General features: G+C 44.8%; 16 protein-coding genes. 3 read left to right on the top strand and 13 right to left on the bottom strand.

Annotated elements, in window-relative coordinates:
- Positions 1-86: 86 nt before the first annotated feature.
- From parC to nudF, 6 genes are all read right to left on the bottom strand, one after another.
- On the bottom strand, positions 87-2,363 hold the full coding sequence (parC, locus tag OH456_RS18415) for a DNA topoisomerase IV subunit A (protein ID WP_006074464.1): 2,277 nt from the start codon (positions 2,361-2,363) through the stop codon (positions 87-89).
- Between the two features lie 2 nt (positions 2,364-2,365).
- Positions 2,366-4,246 (bottom strand): DNA topoisomerase IV subunit B, encoded by a 1,881-nt coding sequence (parE, locus tag OH456_RS18410; protein WP_038224343.1) that lies wholly within the window; start codon positions 4,244-4,246, stop codon positions 2,366-2,368.
- Positions 4,247-4,483: 237 nt separating this feature from the next.
- Positions 4,484-5,071 (bottom strand): esterase YqiA, encoded by a 588-nt coding sequence (yqiA, locus tag OH456_RS18405; RefSeq protein WP_270034024.1) that lies wholly within the window; start codon positions 5,069-5,071, stop codon positions 4,484-4,486.
- Positions 5,071-5,895: a 3',5'-cyclic-AMP phosphodiesterase gene (gene cpdA / locus OH456_RS18400; RefSeq protein WP_270034023.1), complete on the bottom strand. Its 825-nt coding sequence runs from the start codon at positions 5,893-5,895 to the stop codon at positions 5,071-5,073. The genes yqiA and cpdA overlap by 1 nt, the downstream gene beginning before the upstream one ends.
- 28 nt (positions 5,896-5,923) lie before the next feature.
- Complete coding sequence (locus tag OH456_RS18395; protein ID WP_006074454.1) at positions 5,924-6,370, bottom strand: DUF1249 family protein; 447 nt, start codon at positions 6,368-6,370, stop codon at positions 5,924-5,926.
- Between the two features lie 9 nt (positions 6,371-6,379).
- Complete coding sequence (gene nudF / locus OH456_RS18390) at positions 6,380-7,003, bottom strand: ADP-ribose diphosphatase (RefSeq protein WP_270034022.1); 624 nt, start codon at positions 7,001-7,003, stop codon at positions 6,380-6,382.
- Between the two features lie 236 nt (positions 7,004-7,239).
- Here nudF and tolC point away from each other — a divergent pair, with 236 nt between their 5' ends.
- A complete protein-coding gene (gene tolC, locus OH456_RS18385) occupies positions 7,240-8,550 on the top strand; it encodes an outer membrane channel protein TolC (protein WP_031493112.1) in 1,311 nt (436 codons plus the stop codon).
- Between the two features lie 65 nt (positions 8,551-8,615).
- Here tolC and hldE read toward each other — a convergent pair whose 3' ends face one another.
- The 5 genes from hldE to OH456_RS18360 form a co-directional block, all read right to left on the bottom strand.
- Positions 8,616-10,046, bottom strand: a complete 1,431-nt coding sequence (hldE, locus tag OH456_RS18380; protein ID WP_006074448.1) for a bifunctional D-glycero-beta-D-manno-heptose-7-phosphate kinase/D-glycero-beta-D-manno-heptose 1-phosphate adenylyltransferase HldE — start codon at positions 10,044-10,046, stop codon at positions 8,616-8,618.
- Positions 10,047-10,167: 121 nt separating this feature from the next.
- A complete protein-coding gene (glnE, locus tag OH456_RS18375; RefSeq protein ID WP_270034021.1) occupies positions 10,168-13,017 on the bottom strand; it encodes a bifunctional [glutamate--ammonia ligase]-adenylyl-L-tyrosine phosphorylase/[glutamate--ammonia-ligase] adenylyltransferase in 2,850 nt (949 codons plus the stop codon).
- A 91-nt stretch (positions 13,018-13,108) separates the two neighbouring features.
- On the bottom strand, positions 13,109-13,879 hold the full coding sequence (locus OH456_RS18370) for an ABC transporter permease (RefSeq protein WP_006074443.1): 771 nt from the start codon (positions 13,877-13,879) through the stop codon (positions 13,109-13,111).
- A gap of 5 nt (positions 13,880-13,884) precedes the next feature.
- Positions 13,885-14,805, bottom strand: coding sequence for an ABC transporter ATP-binding protein (locus tag OH456_RS18365; RefSeq protein ID WP_038223002.1), 921 nt, complete (start codon positions 14,803-14,805; stop codon positions 13,885-13,887).
- Between the two features lie 166 nt (positions 14,806-14,971).
- The gene (locus OH456_RS18360) at positions 14,972-16,618 is read right to left on the bottom strand and encodes a SulP family inorganic anion transporter (protein WP_006074439.1); all 1,647 of its coding nucleotides are present in this window, start codon (positions 16,616-16,618) and stop codon (positions 14,972-14,974) included.
- A 232-nt stretch (positions 16,619-16,850) separates the two neighbouring features.
- Here OH456_RS18360 and can point away from each other — a divergent pair, with 232 nt between their 5' ends.
- Positions 16,851-17,510, top strand: coding sequence for a carbonate dehydratase (gene can / locus OH456_RS18355; RefSeq protein ID WP_006074438.1), 660 nt, complete (start codon positions 16,851-16,853; stop codon positions 17,508-17,510).
- A 64-nt stretch (positions 17,511-17,574) separates the two neighbouring features.
- Here can and hpt read toward each other — a convergent pair whose 3' ends face one another.
- Positions 17,575-18,105: a hypoxanthine phosphoribosyltransferase gene (gene hpt, locus OH456_RS18350; protein ID WP_006074437.1), complete on the bottom strand. Its 531-nt coding sequence runs from the start codon at positions 18,103-18,105 to the stop codon at positions 17,575-17,577.
- A gap of 527 nt (positions 18,106-18,632) precedes the next feature.
- On the opposite strand from hpt, the gene OH456_RS18345 reads away from it, so the two are divergent.
- Complete coding sequence (locus tag OH456_RS18345; RefSeq protein WP_006074436.1) at positions 18,633-19,253, top strand: LuxR/HapR/OpaR family quorum-sensing transcriptional regulator; 621 nt, start codon at positions 18,633-18,635, stop codon at positions 19,251-19,253.
- 101 nt (positions 19,254-19,354) lie between these two features.
- On the opposite strand, the gene lpdA is transcribed toward OH456_RS18345, so the two are convergent.
- Entirely contained in the window at positions 19,355-20,782 is a 1,428-nt protein-coding gene (gene lpdA, locus OH456_RS18340; protein WP_270034020.1) for a dihydrolipoyl dehydrogenase, read from the bottom strand.
- Positions 20,783-20,855: the final 73 nt, after the last annotated feature.

Here is a 20,855-nt window from a genome sequence, read left to right as displayed (position 1 = left end):
ACGACCAGACTATGGATTAATCCTTTGAACTCAAAAAAATCTCCGAGCGAGCTCGGAGATTTTTTTATTTGGTCGTAAAGTTCGAGTTATTCTTGAACTTCTTCTGAGGCACTCTCACCCGAGTCGACTTCAATGCGCGTGACACGCTGCAATCCACGAGGCAACAAACCACCTCTTCTACCGCGCTCACCACGGAAGTTCTCTAAGTCGGCAGGCTTCAAGCCGAGCTTGCGTTTACCTGCATAGAGCGTGATTGTCGCGCCTTGTGGCAATGCCATGAGATGGGAAACAAACTCTTCTCGGGCTTTCGCTTTGGCGGAAGGAATGTTGATGATCTTGTTCCCTTTACCCTTACCAAGTTGAGGTAAGTCTTTAATCGGGAACAGTAGCATACGCCCTTGGTTAGTGATGGCAAGAATCTCGTCTGACTCTAGGTCACCGATCATTGACGGCGTTATCACTTCAGCTCCTTGTGGAAGCGTGACAAGTGCTTTACCGCTACGGTTCTTAGAAAGCAAATCTGAACCCTTACAAACGAAGCCATAGCCTGCATCAGACCCCACAAGCCATAACTGAGACTCTTCACCCATCACTACTTGGCGAATATTCGTGCCAGCATTAATGTTCAAACGACCAGTAATTGGTTCGCCCTGACTTCTTGCTGATGGCAACGAATGTGACTCAAGCGAATAACTTCGGCCATCACTGCCCAGGAATACCGCAGGCTGGTTGCTCTTACCTCGCGCGCTGGCCAGGTACTTATCACCAGCTTTGTAGTTCAAGCTGCTAGCATCCACGTCATGCCCTTTAGCATGACGAATCCAGCCTTTTTCAGACAGTACAACCGTAATTGGTTCACTAGGAACAAGGTCTCGCTCGGTCATTGCTTTTGCTTCTGCACGCTCAACAATTGGCGAGCGGCGGTCATCGCCGTATTTCTCTGCATCCGCTTGAATCTCTTTCTTGAGCAAAGTATTCATGCGACGCTCAGAGCCCAGAAGTTTTTCTAGCTTCTCACGTTCTTTTTCTAATTCTTCTTGCTCGCCACGGATTTTCATTTCCTCAAGCTTAGCAAGATGACGAAGTTTGGTGTCTAAAATAGCATCAGCTTGAATATCTGTGATTCCGAAACGTTCCATAAGCACAGCTTTCGGCTCGTCTTCGGTACGAATGATTTCAATCACTTCATCCAAGTTTAGATACGCGACCAACAAACCTTCTAAGATGTGCAAACGAGCTAGGATTTTATCTAGGCGATATTGAAGGCGTTTACGTACTGTCTCGCGACGGAATTGAATCCATTCAGATAGGATTTGAACCAAACCTTTCACTTGTGGACGATTGTCCAGACCAATCATATTGAGGTTAACTCGGAAGTTCTTCTCAAGATCGGTCGATGCAAACAAGTGGTTCATTAGCTGATCACAATCGATGCGGTTTGAACGAGGCACCACGACAATACGAGTCGGGTTCTCATGGTCTGATTCATCGCGCAGATCATCGACCATAGGTAGCTTCTTAGCACGCATCTGGTTGGCAATTTGCTCTAGCAGTTTTGCGCCCGAAACTTGGTGTGGCAAGGCAGTGATAACAATATCAGAGCCCTCTTTATGCCATACAGCGCGCATCTTCACGCTGCCACGACCGGTACGATAAATTTTCTCTAAGTCAGCACTTGGCGAGATAATTTCCGCTTCCGTTGGATAGTCTGGACCTTTAACAAAGTCCATCACTTGCGGCAAATCGGCTTTAGGATTGTCGATAAGATGAATGGTCGCATCCGCAATTTCACGAACATTATGTGGCGGAATATCGGTTGCCATACCAACGGCAATACCGGTAATACCATTGAGCAAGATATGCGGTAAACGAGCGGGAAGAATCTTTGGCTCCTTCATGGTGCCATCGAAGTTTGGTTGCCATTCAACCGTGCCTTGACCAATTTCACCTAACAGGACTTCCGCGAACTTAGACAGTTTTGCTTCGGTATAACGCATTGCAGCGAATGACTTAGGATCGTCAGGCGCACCCCAGTTCCCCTGACCATCAACTAAAGGGTAACGGTAGGAAAACGGCTGAGCCATCAATACCATAGCTTCATAACAAGCCGAGTCGCCGTGCGGGTGATATTTACCTAGAACGTCACCAACGGTACGAGCAGACTTTTTGTACTTGGCTGCGGCTGACAAACCAAGTTCTGACATCGCATAAATAATACGACGTTGAACTGGTTTTAGGCCGTCGCCAATATAAGGCAATGCACGATCCATAATGACGTACATTGAATAATTCAAATAGGCGTCTTCGGTGAACTTTCGCAGAGGCAGTTGTTCTACGCCATCAAAAGACATTTCAGTGGACATTGTTATACCTCAGCCATATCACCGTTGTTTTGCAGCCAACTACGGCGATCATCTGCTCGTTTCTTACCTAGCAGCATATCCATCATTTCGTCGGTCGCTTCATCGTCATCAATTGTCAACTGAACCAGACGACGAGTGTTTGGATCCATCGTAGTTTCGCGAAGTTGAAGCGGGTTCATTTCACCCAGGCCTTTGAATCGCTGTACATTAATTTTCGCTTTCTTCTTACTTAAGCGCTCAAGAATGCCATCTTTTTCATCATCGTCTAGGGCATAGAACACTTCTTTGCCACAGTCGATACGATACAAAGGAGGCATCGCTACATAGACATGGCCAGCAGCAACGAGAGAACGGAAATGCTTGGTGAACAGAGCACACAACAGTGTCGCAATGTGAAGTCCATCCGAGTCCGCATCGGCAAGGATACAGACTTTACCGTAACGCAACCCGTCAAGATTTTCGGTGTCAGGGTCAATGCCCAGTGCTACCGAGATATCATGTACTTCTTGCGATGCTAGCACTTGGTCCGCAGACACTTCCCAAGTATTGAGAATCTTACCACGCAATGGCATCACCGCTTGGAACTCACGGTCACGTGCTTGCTTAGCACTACCACCCGCAGAATCCCCTTCCACAAAGAAGATTTCTGTACGATTTAGATCTTGTTGCGAACAGTCTGTAAGCTTACCCGGAAGCGCTGGGCCTGAAGCCACCTTCTTACGCACGACCTTTTTGCTCGCTCGCATACGGCGGTGCGCATTGGCAATGCAGACTTCCGCTAACTGTTCTGCTAGCTGAGGCTTTTCATTTAGCCATAAGCTGAACGCATCTTTAACGACACCAGATACAAATGCTGCACATTGACGTGAAGAGAGACGCTCTTTAGTCTGCCCAGCGAATTGCGGGTCTTGCATCTTGATAGAGAGAACGTATGAACAACGCTCGAACACGTCATCACCCGTTAGCTTCACACCGCGAGGCAATAAATTACGGAACTCACAGAACTCGCGCATTGCGTCAAGCAAACCTTGGCGAAGACCATTAACATGCGTACCGCCTTGAGCCGTTGGGATCAAGTTGACGTAGCTTTCAGTGATCATCTCACCGCCTTCTGGCTGCCAAATTACTGCCCACGTTGCCGCTTCAGTTTCTGCGGAAAACTCGCCAGTAAATGGTTGCTCAGGAAGAACCGCATAACCTTTTACGCCTTCTGCCAGATAGTCTTTTAAACCATCCTCATAAAACCACTTATAGTCCTTGTTATTCACCTTATCGGTAAAGGTGATTTCAAGACCTGGGCAAAGCACCGCTTTAGCGCGTAGGTTATTGATAAGTCTTGTAACAGAGAAGTTAGCCGAATCAAAATAGCTAGCGTCTGGCCAGAAGTGGACACTGGTGCCTTTATTGCGACGACCACATGTGCCAGTCACGGTCAGCTCTTCAACTTTGTTGCCGTTTTCAAAAGCCATTTCATAGACTTGACCATCACGACGGACAGTAACTTCAACACGCTTGGACAGGGCATTTACAACCGAAATACCTACACCATGTAGACCACCAGAGAACTGGTAGTTTTTGTTTGAGAACTTACCACCCGCGTGCAGCTTACAAAAAATCAGCTCTACGCCTGAAATCTTCTCTTCTGGGTGGATATCAACTGGCATGCCTCGACCATCATCGATGACTTCCAAAGATTGGTCTGCGTGCAGAATTACTTGTACCTTAGAGGCATGTCCGGCTAGCGCTTCATCGACACTGTTATCGATGACTTCTTGGCCCAAGTGGTTTGGGCGCACTGTATCCGTATACATCCCTGGTCGGCGACGTACTGGCTCAAGCCCATTGAGTACCTCAATGGCTCCAGCATTATATTGTTCTGTCATAATACGGAAATTTTACTCAAATAAAGATTGATACTTAGCAGCAAAAATAGAGATTGTGGCTTTATACCACGCCTGTTAGAAGACACTTTACTGTCAAAATATGACAAACTTCCAAGGCTTACGCGTAAGTACAGACACATCATACTCTGGCTCTGAGGAAGTGTTGTCAAGTTTCAAGCCAAAGTTGGGGATAAATTTATGACTGTCTCCTCAAGCAGAGACGAAAAAAGCACCACTTTAAAGCGCTAAGAACTCAATTATCCTTTCTGGATAGCGCTCAAAACCTATAAAGCTATGATCTCCATCGGCTTCCACCGTTTGCTTACTGTGCTGATACTTTGCCACGGCTTGACGATAATCTAAGACTTCATCACCTTCTTGTTGCAATAACCAAAAGTCATCAGGTTTTTTAAGTACTGGCACATCTAATCTCTTAAGCTCATCGATATGCTTATGCTCAAGGGTATAACGTTCGTGAGTATAAGGGTTCTCTTGTTCACCGAGAAAATCGAGCAACAACTCATAGGGCTTTACAGCAGGATTCACTAACACCGCTTTCAATCCATAATGAGCATTGAGCCAAGTTGACAAATAACCACCAAGAGAGCTACCAACTAACGCAATTTGATAGTCATTGTGATAGCGCTCTATCAATTGCTTTAGTAGTTCAGCGGCTTGTTGAGGAAAACAAGGCATTTGTGGAACTAACACTTTGATATCAGGACGATGCTTCTGGCAGTATTCCGACATTACCTGCGCTTTAACCGATAAAGGCGAGCTGTTAAAACCATGAATATATAAAAGCAGCGGCTTCTTTTTTGTCATCAGTAGCCTTCCGCGTTGAAGTCAGGCCTAAACGAGCCGTTAGCAAGGCGTTTCACTTCTGTGCGTAAGCAACCATCCTCTCTTAGTTCCAGCTCACGCCAACCCGGAGAGCGGACGTCTAGCGCGAACTCGTTCGAGTTCGGTTTAAACTGCACACAAGTTGAAGGCGTTGCCAGCACACGCACTCCGCCACGCATTTCATCTAGTTCTTGATGAATATGGCCGCAAAGCACGGCGCGAACATTGTCATGCTTTTCGACAACGTTCCAAAACTCATCCGCATCTTTTAGCGAGTGTTGATCGAGCCAAGCACTATTTACTAACAATGGATGGTGATGCAGCAATACTAAGGTATGTCTGTCACAATGCGTAGAAAGCATACGGTCTAAAAACTCGAGTTGGCTATCACTCAGTCGACCATGAGGTACTCCCACGACCTGAGAGTCAAGCAGCACTACCTGCCACTTCTCTCCTAGAAGAACATGGGTAACATCTTGAATAAGCGGCGAGTTCACCACGCTATTCATACAAGGTTTGTAATCATGATTGCCTGGCAACCAGTAGCAAGGAAGAGCTAACGGCTCAATTCCCGCAACAAATTTCTCATATGAAGCTTCTGTGTGGTCTTGTGAAATATCACCAGTCGCAAGCAAGGCATCGAATTGCGTGCCTTGTGCAACGATTTCAGCCACAACAGCATTAAAACTTTCTTGGGTATTAACACTCAGTAGGCAGCCATCTTGCGGCGCAAATAGATGCGTGTCGGTCAATTGCAGCAACCTGACGCTACTTAACTGAGATTCATCACTGGGTGTTGTTTTCAAAATATAGAAACCTGAACATCAAATTCTTTCAGCTTCGATACATAATCGGAGCTCGACTAATTCCATTTTTTAAGCAAAAAGTTAGCCAATCACTTAGAAATTGATTGAACTGAAATTTTTCATCTTTTTGCAGCATTTTGGCGTTGGGATAATCATAACGCGCATTTACTCGCGAAGTTTGCTCACAGTTGCAAACTTCTGCGACCCTAGCATCGTGATAGAGTCGTACCGTCATTTTAGGCAATGGAAAAACAGGAAGCTCATCATCTTGGCAAATTTCGACCAATGTTGTGTACTTCGTCACTTCTAGAACTTCCAATTGATAGGTCAAATTTGCCGCTTGGTAGCAACGGACATCTCCAACCGTCGGTGTTGTTGGAATCAAGCGATTCAATTTAGCGTAATTCGTTTCATAGATCCGCATTAGCTCCGCAAGATCAACATGATACGTATTACTATCGACAACGCCTACCATAGAAAATTCCTACCAACTTGCCTGTAATTTGCGGTAATTAAGCTCTAACCATTGCAATGCAATGATCGAAGCTCCATTTTCAATTTCTCCGCTTTCTACCATCTGATACGCCGCTTCACGAGACACAACGCGAACTCGTATATCCTCTCCCTCTGTCTCCAGACCATGGACGCCACTAGCGAGTGATGCGTCAACATGCCCGACAAATACAGAGATGCGTTCTGAACATCCACCAGAGGAAGGGTAGTAGCGAGTGATGGGGACTAATGCCTTAACTTCTACTCCAGCTTCTTCTACCGATTCACGACGGACCAGTTCTTCAATCGTTTCATCTTTGTCAACGATGCCTGCGACGATCTCAACCTGCCATGGGTTTTCATGTTCAAGGGCACCAACTCGGATTTGCTCAATTAGTACTACCTCGTCACGAACAGGATCATAAGGCAGTATCGCAGCAGCCCCACCGCGAACTAACATTTCTCTGTCAATTACGGAACTCCAACCGCCTTCAAACAGTCTATGCTTGAAGCGATATAGAACCATTTCGAAGAACCCTTTGAACACCGTTTGTTTTGACATTATTTCTACATCGTCAGATGTAAACTTATCATGCTGTTGTAAAGAGTCTTTCATCACTGACCTCTGGCTGAAGTTAATCTTATAGTCTACTCAAGGAAAGGGGGTTCTACCAACGACAAGGTTCAACTTTTTACGCAATAATTCAAATAAAATTTGCTTTTGGTTAATTATTTGTCGCAATTTTAGGTGAGCTTGCGTAAAAAAGTGCAAAGTTTCGAGTGAATTACGGTCATTTTAAGTTAAACTGTGAATCATACCCTTATCAGTATTATCAGGCAGGATTAGGACAAATGAAAAAACTGCTTCCATTATTTATCACAGCTGCATTAGGAAGCGTAAGTGCAGCGGCATGGGCCGACTCCCTAACAGAAATCTACGATCAAGCTAAACAAAACGATCCTCAGCTACTAAGAGCTGCGGCACAACGTGATCGTGCATTTGAAGCCATTAACTCTGCTCGTGCGACTCTGTTGCCACAAATTAACTTAACTGCAGGTTATAACATCAACCGCAGCGATGACGATATTACAGATAGTGATAAAGCAACTGCTGGCGTTGGTTTCTCACAAGAGCTTTATAACCGTACTAGCTGGATCACACTAGACAGTGCCGAGAAAACGGCTCGTCAAGCTGACTCACAATACGCGGCAGCGCAACAAGACCTAATCCTACGTACTGCACAAGCTTACTTTGAAGTGTTGCGTTCAAAAGATAACCTTGAATCAGTTCGCGCTAACAAAGCGGCAGTTGCTCGTCAGCTAGAGCAAACCAAACAACGTTTTGAAGTAGGTCTTTCAGCTATTACTGACGTTCATGATGCACAAGCACAATACGACCGCGTGTTAGCAGATGAAGTTGTTGCAGAAAACAACCTACTAAATCAATACGAAGCGCTTCGCGAGATCACGGGTCAAGAGCACAAGAACATCGATGTTCTTGATACCGACCGCTTCTCCGCAGCACGCCCAGAGCAATCCGTGACTTTCTTCCTCGAAGAGGCCCAGAATAAGAATCTAGATTTGCTTTCTGCACGTATTGGTCAGGACATTGCTAAAGATAACATCACATTGGCAAGCTCTGGTCACCTTCCAAAACTAACATTGGATGGCGGTTATAATTACGGTAACGAACGTAATGATACAGTTGCAAGCCGAGCAGGAAGTACAAACAGTTTCAATGCAGGTATTAACCTATCAGTACCTCTATACACTGGTGGCAACATTACCTCGCAAACCAAACAAGCAGAGTTCGCGTACGTCGAAGCAAGTGAACAGCTAGAGCAAACTTACCGCTCAGTTGTGAAGAATGTTCGTGCAAATAACAACAATATCAACTCTTCTATTGGTGCTATTCGCGCTTATGAGCAAACAGTGATTTCTGCAGAGTCTGCACTAGAAGCCACTAAAGCTGGTTTTGATGTTGGTACTCGTACTATCGTTGACGTGTTAGAAGCCACTCAGGCACTTTATAACGCCGAGAGCAACCTTTCTGATTCACGCTACGACTACATCATTAGTATTCTGAACCTACGTCAATCGGTAGGTACATTAAGCGAGCAAGATATCGTTGATATCAATGCTGGCCTTAAGAAAGCGAAGTAATTGCTAACTGAAATAAAAAGGGACGCGGATGCGTCCCTTTTTATTTGTTTATGCTGACGGAAGGATTAACCTCGGCCACCTTTGATAGCTTCAATGATCTCGGTCGTTGAGCAGCCATCTTCAAAGTTCAGTACTTTTACTTCACCACCGGCAGCGATTACCTCTTTACCACCTGCAATCTCTTCTGGCTTATAGTCACCGCCTTTAACAAGCAGACTTGGTAGCACTTCTGAGATCAAGCGTTGTGGCGTTTCTTCAGAGAATGGTACAACCCAATCAACAGCCCCTAGACCAGCAAGAACAGCCATACGTCGATCGGTTGGATTAACCGGACGACCTGGTCCTTTTAACGCTCGAACAGATTCATCTGTGTTCACAGCAACAATTAAGCGATCACCCAGTTCAGCAGCGTGGTTTAGATAAGACACATGTCCGGCGTGAAGAATGTCAAAGCAACCATTCGTCATCACGACGGTTTCGCCTTTAGAGCGCGCTTTCGCGACGGCTTCAATCAATGCAGCTTCACTGATCACACCGAAATCAGTATCTTGACTACCGTGAACCGCTTCAGCAAGTTCAATAGTAGATAGTGTTGATGTACCAAGCTTACCAACGACCACTCCAGCCGCTGCATTAGCCAATGCACACGCCTCATCTAGCGGTTTACCTGCTGCTACTGATGCAGCCAATACAGAGATAACCGTATCGCCCGCACCGGTAACGTCATACACTTCTTTCGCTTGTGTTGGCAAATGGAACGGTTCCTGATCTTTACGAAGTAAAGTCATACCATGCTCACTACGTGTCACCAATAATGCTTCAAAGTCGAACTCTTTAATTAGCGCATTACCTTTCTCGATAAGCTCTTCTTCGCTTTTCACTTTGCCTACAACATGCTCAAATTCCGCCATGTTTGGTGTTAGCAATGTTGCGCCGCGATAGCGTTCGAAATCAGCCCCTTTAGGGTCGATAAATACAGGAACACCTGCGGCTTTCGCTTTCTGGATATACGCTTGAACATGCTCTAGTGCACCTTTGGCATAATCGGATAGCACCACAGACTTCACGTTTGGTAACGCTTGATCCATCTTTGCGAGTACAAGCTCAGGATCGGTATTCTCGAACTTATCTTCAAAGTCCAAACGAATCAGTTGCTGCCCTCGGCTCAAAACACGAAGTTTGGTGATAGTTGGGTAGTTAGGTAATGCAACAAAATCACAAGTTACTTTCAACGACGTCAGTGTTTCAGTCAGTACTTTTGCTGGTTCATCCATACCAACAAGTCCAATAGTATGTGCATGACCACCTAGCGAAGCGATATTCATAGCAACGTTGGCAGCGCCACCTGGACGTTCTTCGTTATTTTCTACTTTTACTACAGGAACTGGGGCTTCTGGAGAAATACGCCCTGTCGGACCATACCAGTAACGGTCTAACATAAGGTCACCGACAATCAATACGCCAGAGTCGCTGTAATTCGGTAGGATGGGTTTCATTTCTGTACTCCAATATGATGTAAGAGGGCTTAATTATGCCCTCTTGTCTTAAATCTTTTGGCTAAGCCATTGAATGGATAGTAGCACAACTCTTCGTTTCAATACCAAGCTGAAGAAAGAATTACCCTAGCCACTGTTTCCATGCTTCAATGACGATGGCTTTCTCTTGAGTAAACTTACTATCGTCAACATCCGCGTCTAAGTTGAGCAAGTTACGATGATGAATTTCATCACGCAATGTGGTGTAGGCGTGAGTGAGTGCCATCGCTTGCTCTTCTTCCATCACACCTTGGGACATCATTGACTCAAATATACGCACATTATCCGACCAGCGTGTCAGCTTTGGCTTGTCATGACTGTATTGCAACACCAAATACTGAGCTAAAAATTCAATATCAGTAATGCCCCCAGCATCTTGTTTAAGCATAAATCGACCCGCTTTTTTGCCACCTAAATGGTCGCGCATTTTTTCTCGCATATCGACCACCTGTTGTTTCAATGTCAATTCATCACGAGCGGTCCGAAGGACGTCATTGCGGGTGTTTTCAAATGCGTGTTGCAGAGGTGCATCACCGTATATCATACGTGCTCTGACTAAAGCTTGATGCTCCCATGTCCAAGCATCATTGTGCTGGTATTCATCAAAGGCGTCAGTCGGACTCACTAGCAGCCCTGAAGCGCCGGAAGGACGCAGTCTAGTATCCACTTCATACAGAATTCCCGATGCTGTTCTGGTTGAGAATATGTGGATAATGCGCTGTGCTAAACGAAGATAGAACTGACGACCGTCGATATCCTTTTTGCCGTCGGTGTACGCGCTTACCGGACAATCATGCATAAACACAATATCCAGATCAGAGTTATAACCTAGCTCCCAACCCCCTACTTTACCGTAGCCAATCACGGCAAAACCTTTGCTGCCACGATCTTTCAAGTGTGTTGGTTCACCATATTTAGCCGCCATTTGCTGCCAAGCTTGGTTTATACCCGCCTCTACAATGGCTTCAGCCAAATACGTTAAGTGATCACTTACTTTCATAACGGGTAGCACGCCTGCAATATCGGCGGCCGCTATTCTCAGAATACAGGTCTGCTTAAACTGACGCAGCGCCTCCATCTGCTGCTCCATATCCTCTTCTGGAATACGAGCTAGATAATCCCGTAGTTCGGTTTTATAAGACTCAAGAGGTACTGGGTTGTAGAGATGCGCAGGATCAAGCAACTCATCAAGCAAGATCGGATAACGTCCAAGCTGTTCCGAGATCATTGGACTTGCCGTACAGAGCCTCACTAACTGCACAAGTGCGGCTGGGTGCTCATCCAATAGCTCAAGGTAAGTCGTTCGAGTCACAATACGATGCAGAACATGCAGCACTCGCGATAAACCAAACTCTGCATCTTTATGGGCATAAATGGCACTAAAGACTTTAGGCATCAATCGATTAAGTACTTCACGCCCACGAGGGCCTAGTGTTTTCTTGGCAAGATCCGCTTTAAACTGCTGAATGGTTTTCTGTTTGTCGGCTGGATTCTCCACATGAAGATCATGCTCTAGCAAGTGCTCGATCACTTCTGGTCGATCCGCCATATCCCATAACTCATGGAAGTGCTTAGCGATTGGGTTCGCGTCTTCTTCGTCCTCATCTTCGCCAATCAAGTTAGCAAACACCTGATGTACATTTAGCATATGCAACTCAGTTGCTTGAACCAAAGCAGACCAGCTTTCAAATTGCATCGCACACGCTAATTTGAGCTGGTCGCATGGCTTATCAGGTAGTGTCTGAGTCTGCTTATCGGCCATGGCTTGCAATAGGTTTTCCAACCGACGCAAGAAACAATAAGCCGAACGCAGCTGCTGGACATTTTCTGACTCTAGTAGAGACAGAGTGTCGATTGCATCAAGCGTTTCCAGTAACCCTCGACCTCTTAAACTCGGTTCACGTCCTCCACGAATAAGCTGAAACACTTGAGCGATAAATTCCACTTCACGAATACCGCCTGGTCCGAGCTTAATATTATTTCCTAATCCGCGTCTGCGAACTTCGCTACTAATCATCGATTTCATGCGCCTTAATGACTGGATGGCACTAAAATCGATATAACGGCGGAACACAAAAGGGCGCAGCATTTTACGCAGCTCTTGGTATTGTGGATACATCTCACTGCCCATTACACGCGCTTTCACCATCGCATAGCGTTCCCAATCACGGCCTTGCTCTTGATAGTAATCTTCCAGTGCCGCATAACTCATCACCAATGGTCCGCTCTCACCAAATGGGCGTAATCTCATATCCACTCGGTAACAAAAGCCATCAAACGTCTGCTGATCAAGTGCTTTGATGATTCGCTGCCCTAGGCGTGTAAAGAATTGAGCATTAGCAATTGAGCGACGCGTCCCCTGTGTTTCACCGTTTTCTGGATAAGTGAAAATGAGATCGATATCCGATGAGAAATTCAGCTCACCGCCACCGAGCTTCCCCATACCGATAATCAACATTGGCTGCGCTTCACCCTCTGCATTACAAGGTGTACCCCATTCCAAGCAGCACGCTTTATATTGCCATTGATAAGTCTCAAAGATCATCGCTTCAGCTAACATGGAAAGATGGTGCAGGCTTTGTTCTAGGCTCCAGTCACTAGTAAAATCGCGCCACGCGATATATGTCATTTCACGATTTCGGAATCGACGTAAAACACGATGACCTTCCGTTTCGCTACCACAAGACTCAAGTTGAGTAGCCAATCGCACCCGATAATCCTCAGCTCTACTCTGCTGCGATAGCATGTCAGGTAGCTCCGCGAACAGCCCTTCATCTTTCAGTAGTGACTCTTCCACGAAACAGCTCATCGCCATGACATACTTTAGCTGTTGTTGTCGCTCTGGAGTCCAATGGGATAGGTCAGAATAGGCTTGTTGAATTCGCTCAAACGCTGATTGAGCATCGTGTTGTAATTCGGCAGGCAGTTGCATTTGTCGTCCTTGTCTCGACTGAAACAAAAAGTGGCAGCTACCGCTACCACTTCATTGATCACATATCAGTGTATTACACTAGAATCTTGCTCTAGCTTCTAAGGCCAATACCCTTAGTCACCAAATGATGGGCTACTCCATAAAGTACCACGATAAACACCAAGAGTACGCCAAAAGATGTCACAATCCCTACATCCGACACACCTAAGAAACCGTAACGGAAAGCATTGACCATATAAACGATTGGATTGATTTTGGATACACCTTGCCAGAACTCAGGAAGCAGGCTAATGGAATAAAACACACCGCCTAGATATGTCAGCGGTGTCAAAACAAAAGTGGGAATAATCGATATATCATCAAAGGTCTTGGCATACACCGCATTAATAAGACCACCGAGTGAGAACACCACCGACGTCATAAACACAGTCGCGATAATTACTGCCCAATGTTCAACTTGTAAATCAACAAAAAACAGTGAGACAAAAGTCACTATCGTGCCAACCAATAAGCCACGTACAACACCGCCCATGACAAAACCAGCAATGATGACGTAATTGGGAACAGGTGCGACAAGAAGCTCTTCAATATTGCGCTGAAATTTGGCACTAAAGAAGGACGAAGCAACATTCGAATACGAGTTAGTAATCACCGACATCATGATAAGGCCAGGAACAATATATTCCATGTAACTGAAGCCGTTCATTTCACCGATTCGAGAACCAATCAGACTACCGAAGATGATGAAGTAAAGTGTCATGGTAATCGCTGGCGGTACTAGGGTTTGTACCCAAATTCGAGTAAAGCGATTAATTTCTTTCGTCAGAAGGCTTTTAAATGCCGTCCAATACAAACCGTACAAATTCATCAGTTTGCCTCCGTTTGATTACGCACAATAGAAACAAATAACTCTTCAAGTCGATTGGCTTTGTTCCTCATTGACAGCACTTTAATACCAGCCTCGGAAAGTTGAGTGAAAATGTGGTTTAACCCCTGAGTTTTCTCAATCTCTATCTCCAAAGAGCCATTCACCACATTTTGCGATTTAACCCCTTGTAGCTCAGGAATATCAACGCTTGCGTCAATATCGAGAATAAACGTTTCTACATCCAGCTTATTAAGCAAAGCTTTCATCGATGTGTTCTCAATCAGCTCACCGCGTTGGATAATACCGATGTTGCGACAAAGCAGTTCCGCTTCTTCAAGGTAGTGAGTTGTCAGAATAATGGTGATGCCTTGTCGATTAATCTCTTTAAGGAAATCCCACATTGAACGACGAAGTTCAATATCAACCCCAGCAGTCGGTTCATCAAGAATGAGCAGTTTGGGTTCATGCATTAGAGCGCGAGCGATCATAAGTCGACGCTTCATTCCTCCGGAGAGGTTTCGTGCTCGCTCGCTACGCTTTTCCCAAAGGTCTAGCTGAGAGAGGTATTTTTGCGCGCGTTGCTTCGCCACATCCTTAGCAACACCGTAATACCCTGCTTGCTGAAGAACAATCTGCTCAACGGTTTCGAACTGGTTAAAGTTGAACTCTTGTGGCACCAGACCAAGTTGTTGCTTCGCCAGTTCAAGTTCATTATCAATATCGTGACCAAACACCGAGACCTTGCCCGATGTTTTGTTGACTAGAGACGTAATGATACCGATGGTGGTCGATTTACCCGCACCATTAGGTCCAAGCAAAGCATAAAAGTCTCCCTGCTCAACTTGAAGACTCACCCCTTTTAGCGCTTCAAAGCCACCCGCATAGGTCTTTCTTAACTGCTCAATTTCTAATGCGATCATAATTTGCACCGAAGAATGCATCATTGGAATAATTTGATATTTCCAATGATATCGAAAAGTTTGAATATACCCTTACACATGATGATGATGGCTCAATTTTTCAAGTGGTGGTGATAAATTGGCTATAAAAAAAAACGAGTATGTTAGTACTCGCTTTTTATCCCTTTTAAGCCGTTGCCTTATATGCGGCATCCAATGCGTGTTCTCGCTGCTGATAGATATTGCCATCCGGAACAAGATCAATAACGTGGAATTTATCCAATTGCTGTCGAGTTTGCGTATTTGGACATAACAAGTACACCTGACACTCTGCGTCTTTGGCATCCTTGATGGCATTTTCTAGAGCAAGACCAACCGTTACGTCGATCATAGGAACATCGGTAAGGTCGAGTATCATCGCTTGATAATCGGCAATACTTGAGTGTTGTCTTGAAATTGCTTTAGAGACACTAAAAATCATTGGCCCAGATAAGTAGAAAAACAATACCTTACCTTGAGTTTGTTCTAGCAACTCTCGCTCATATTCACTTAACGGCACATCGTCGTCATCAGCATCGCTGATCGCTTTTACCTGACGAGCTTGCTCACGGCTCAATCTTTCGATAATGATGATATTCGAGATAAACACACCAAGGCCTACGGCAACGATAAGATCTACAAATACAGTCAGCAGCATAACACCGTACATGATCGCCATACCGGCCAAACTCACCTTATGTGCTCGCTGAATAAAGCTCCAATCCAGTATGTTAAAACCGACATAAACAGCAATGCCTGCCAACACCGCCATTGGAATAGGTTCAGTTAAACCACTTGCTACCAGTACCACCAGCGCCAACACCAATGCCCGCACCACACCAGACAATGGAGAGCGAGCCCCTACTTGGATATTGGTCACCGTCCCCATCGTCGCACCCGCTCCCGGTAAAGCCCCAAACAAACCTGCGATAAGGTTCGCTAACCCTTGGCCGCGCAATTCCTTATCTGAGTCATGCTCTTTCCGAGTTAGAGAATCACCGATAACAGCTGTTAATAAGGTATCAATACAGCCTAATGTGCCGAGTACAAGCGCATCGATAAGCATGGTAGTCAGCATTTCGGCGTTAAAATGCGGTATGACTAAAGAAGGCAAACCTGCTGGAATCTCGCCAATTCTGCGAATACTCTCACTACTGAAAAACAGCATAGATATCACTGTGACTAACACCAGCGCCACAAGCTGCGGAGGAATATGTTGACGGTATTTTTTAGGGAACAGAAATAGAATCGCTAACGTCAGTAACCCAAGGAATAATTCTGAAAAGTCGATATGGGTCAGCAGTTCAGGTAATGCCCTGATTGTCCCAATAACGCCGCCCGTTGGCGCGGCTTGTCCCAATAGTGGCGCCAGTTGAAGAATCACCAAGATCACACCAATTCCCGACATGAACCCCGAGACAACACTGTATGGCATCAAGGTAACGTATTTTCCGAGTTTTAACGTACCAAGCAAGATTTGAAAAATACCCGCCATCATAACGACAGTGAAGGTCATCGCCATCCCCGTTTCCGGGTACTTAGCCATCATTGCTGTCAATACCGCTGTCATGATGACCGTCATAGGGCCTGTCGGTTCGGAAATAAGGCTAGAAGAACCGCCAAATAGAGAGGCAAACAGCCCCACCATGATTGCGCCCCACAGCCCGGCTTCTGCGCCTGCTCCAGATGCCACACCAAACGCCAACGCCAGTGGCAATGAAATAATCGCGGTAGTTACCCCGCCAAATACATCCCCTTTAAGGTTTATATCTTCAAAACGACGTCCTAACTTCATTACTATCCTTGAAAATAACCAAAAAATTGCCTCACCTTAACAAATGTGACAATAAGTTAATAACTAATAAGGGCCATTCAATTTTCATAAGATATAAGTTTTTTTCACTGAATCGTTAAGTCACTGATTTTATGTACATGAACACGTCAGATGAGTACATTTTGATACTTTTTTTTCGAGATTCAATTTGTAACATTGTGTATAGTATCTCGAATTATTGAAGGGAAGTATCATGCCGGAAATCAAACAACTCTTTGACAACAATTCAAAGTGGTCTGAAGAAATTCGCTCCGAAAGACCAGAGTATTTCGCAAAGCTAGAGGAAGGCCAAAACCCTGGATTCCTTTGGATTGGTTGCTCCGATAGCCGAGTACCAGCAGAGCGTCTAACGGGGTTATATTCAGGCGAACTCTTTGTTCACCGTAATGTTGCCAACCAAGTCATTCATACCGATCTTAACTGCCTATCTGTAGTGCAATACGCGGTGGATGTGCTAAAAGTCAAACACATTATCGTTTGTGGTCACTATGGCTGTGGTGGCGTGAATGCTGCTATTGATAACCCACAGCTTGGGCTCATTAACAACTGGCTTCTACATATACGCGATTTGTACTTAAAGCATCGTAACTGGCTCGGTGAATTGCCACGCGACATGTGGGGTGACAAGCTTTGTGAGATTAACGTTGCTGAGCAGGTGTATAACCTAGGTAACTCAACCATTATGCAAAACGCTTGGGAACGCGGCCAAGAAGTTGAAGTTCATGGTGTGGTCTATGGCATTGGTGATGGTAAGTTGCAAGATCTCGGTGTTCGCTGTTCAAGCAGAGAGAGTCTTGAAGTAAATTACCAAGCTGCCATGTCGAAAATTTTGAGTACCGAAGTACTAAAATAATTCAGTATTTAGAAAAATGCCCATCTCACAGAGATGGGCATTTTTTATGTTTGTACGACCAGATTTATTCCTGAGGTACCACTTTACCGATGTAAGGTAAGTGGCGATATTTCTGAGCGTAATCGATACCAACACCCACTACGAACTCATCCGGGATTTCGAAGCCAATCCATTTAACATCGACATCGACTTCACGGCGTGATGGCTTGTCTAGCAAGGTACAAATCTGAATAGATTTTGGTTCACGTAGCGATAGAATCTCTTTCACTTTATTTAAGGTATTACCAGTATCGATAATATCTTCCACCAGCAGGATATCTTTACCTTTAATATCATCATCAAGATCTTTCAGGATGCGCACATCACGTGAGCTTTCCATGGTATTGCCATAGCTTGATGCCGTCATAAAGTCTACTGAGTGAGTAAGCTCGATGGCACGAGCCAAATCCGCCATAAAGACAAAAGAGCCACGTAGCAAGCCGACCATAACTAAATCTTCGCTACCTTTGTAGTGTTCAGTAATTTCTTTACCTAGCACTTTTACACGCTCATGAACTTCTTGCTCAGAAATCATGACTTCAACAGTATGTTTCATATCTATCTCGATGTTGATTGGTTAACTTGGTCGCTACAGCAACAGTAGCTGTGAGTCCCCTCCTAAAACAGACAACACTATTTTAGTGAAGAAATACCAAGCGTTCACATTTGCTCGGTATGGTATCACTTTCTGACTCAGGATAAAAATCAGGCGAAAATCTGGCGTCAAATTACTCTGTTGGTATAAACCAGAACGAATCTTTGTTAACGCATGGTGTTGAAAGAATATGACGCTTTCAGCGCAAAGTGTGATATGCAGGTAAATTAATGCTAATTATGAAAATTATCAGTGTATGACTATTGACCAAAGCACATATGCACCATTACACTTATCAAACAAAAGAAAAAATAGAGCATGTGATTTCCAAAATGGAAATTGTTAACCAAAAACTAACATTAATATGCCAGTTATTGTGTATAACAGCTTTCATATTGGACCAAATCTCTGACTCTGTATAACAAACAGGGCGCAGTTGGACGTACTCATAGAGTTACCAGCCCTACCAACGTTGGCAAGGAAATATTATGGACTCAATAGTAAAAAGACCTAGAACTCGCTTATCTCCACAAAAGCGCAAGTTACAGCTTATGGAGATTGCACTAGAAGTATTCGCGAAACGCGGCATTGGTCGTGGAGGTCACGCGGATATCGCAGAAATTGCACAAGTTTCAGTAGCAACGGTATTCAACTACTTCCCAACACGAGAAGACTTGGTTGATGAAGTACTTAACCACGTCGTCTGTCAGTATTCCAACTTCTTATCAAATACCATTGACCTTGATGTCGACATCAAAGAAAACCTAACCAATATTCTTGATGGTGTGGTGGATATGGTGATCGAAGACTGTCACTGGAATAAGGTATGGTTTGAATGGAGTACATCTACGCGCGATGAGGTTTGGCCATTGTTTGTTTCATCGAACAAAACTAGCCAAGCACTGATTGAAAACATGTTCATTAAAGCCATTGAACGTGGCGAAGTCTGCTCTCAACACAACACTAAGCATCTTACTAGCCTATTCCACGGTATTTGCTATTCACTGTTTGTTGAAGCTAATCGCAGTAGTGATGGTGAATCCATCAAGTCGTTGACCGACTGCTATATGGATATGGTTTGCATCTACGAGAAAGATAGCCGCCACTAAAAAACAGCCCTTGAGCAAAAATGCTTAAGGGCTTGATTTTAAATAGTATCTATAAAAAAACGGCCAGTATGATACTGGCCGTTTTTGTCTTCACTCAGAAATTATTTCTTTTTCTTCGCTTTTGCATTTGGAAGGTCAGTGATAGTGCCTTCAAATACTTCTGCTGCAAGACCAACAGATTCGTGAAGCGTTGGGTGAGCGTGGATAGTCAATGCGATATCTTCTGCATCACAACCCATCTCGATCGCTAGACCGATTTCACCAAGCAGTTCACCACCGTTAGTACCCACGATAGCACCGCCAATTACGCGATGAGTATCTTTATCGAAAATAAGCTTAGTCATACCGTCTGCGCAGTCAGATGCGATTGCACGACCTGACGCTGCCCATGGGAATGTCGCAGTTTCGTAGTTGATGCCTTCTGCTTTCGCTTCTTTCTCAGTCTTACCAACCCAAGCTACTTCTGGTTCAGTGTAAGCAATTGAAGGAATCACTTTCGGGTCAAAGTAGTGCTTCTTACCAGAGATAACCTCTGCCGCTACGTGACCTTCATGCACACCTTTGTGAGCAAGCATTGGTTGACCAACGATATCACCGATTGCATGGATGTGAGGGACGTTTGTGCGCATTTGCTTATCAACATTGATAAAACCACGCTCGTCTACTTCAATACCCGCTTTTTCTGCATAAAGCAGTTTACCGTTTGGTACACGGCCGATAGCCACAAGCACTGCATCGTAACGCTCAGCTTCAGAAGGTGCTTTCTTACCTTCCATTGAAACGTAGATGCCGTCTTCTTTAGCTTCAACTGCCGTCACCTTGGTTTCAAGCATCAAGTTGAACTTGTTCTTAATACGCTTGGTGTAGACTTTAACCATATCTTTGTCCGCAGCTGGGATAAGTTGGTCAAACATTTCTACAACATCAATCTGAGAACCCAGAGAGTGATATACCGTCGCCATTTCTAGACCGATGATACCACCACCCATGATAAGCAGTTTTCCTGGTACTTCTTTTAGCTCTAGCGCATCAGTAGAATCCCAAATACGTGGGTCTTCATGCGGGATGAATGGCAATTTAATAGGACGTGAACCCGCAGCTACGATGGCGTTGTCGAAGTTAACAACCGTTTTACCGTCTTCGCCTTCAACTTCAATTGAGTTAGGACCAGTAAACTTACCGAAACCATTAACCACATTTACTTTACGCATCTTAGCCATACCGCCAAGACCACCAGTAAGTTGGTTAATAACTTTTTCTTTCCATAGACGAATCTTATCGATGTCAGTCTGTGGCTCACCAAATACGATACCGTGGTCAGCAAGCGCTTTTGCTTCTTCGATAACTTTAGCAACGTGAAGTAGTGCTTTAGATGGGATACAACCCACATTCAGACACACACCACCAAGCGTGCTATAACGTTCAATAAGAACGGTTTCTAGGCCTAAATCGGCACAACGGAATGCAGCGGAGTAACCAGCAGGACCGGCACCAAGTACTACCACCTGGGCTTTAATTTCTTTGCTCATTTTGACCTCTTGTAGTCATTATCCCTAACAGGCTGAGTGGGTATTGATTTTTATATGCTTAGACTTCGTTTTA

Source organism: Vibrio sp. La 4.2.2 (genome assembly GCF_027586995.1).
In the GTDB taxonomy this organism is placed as follows: Bacteria; Pseudomonadota; Gammaproteobacteria; order Enterobacterales; family Vibrionaceae; genus Vibrio; species Vibrio mediterranei.
Note: the sequence above shows the minus strand (reverse complement) of the source record. Positions and strands in the feature narration are given on the sequence as shown.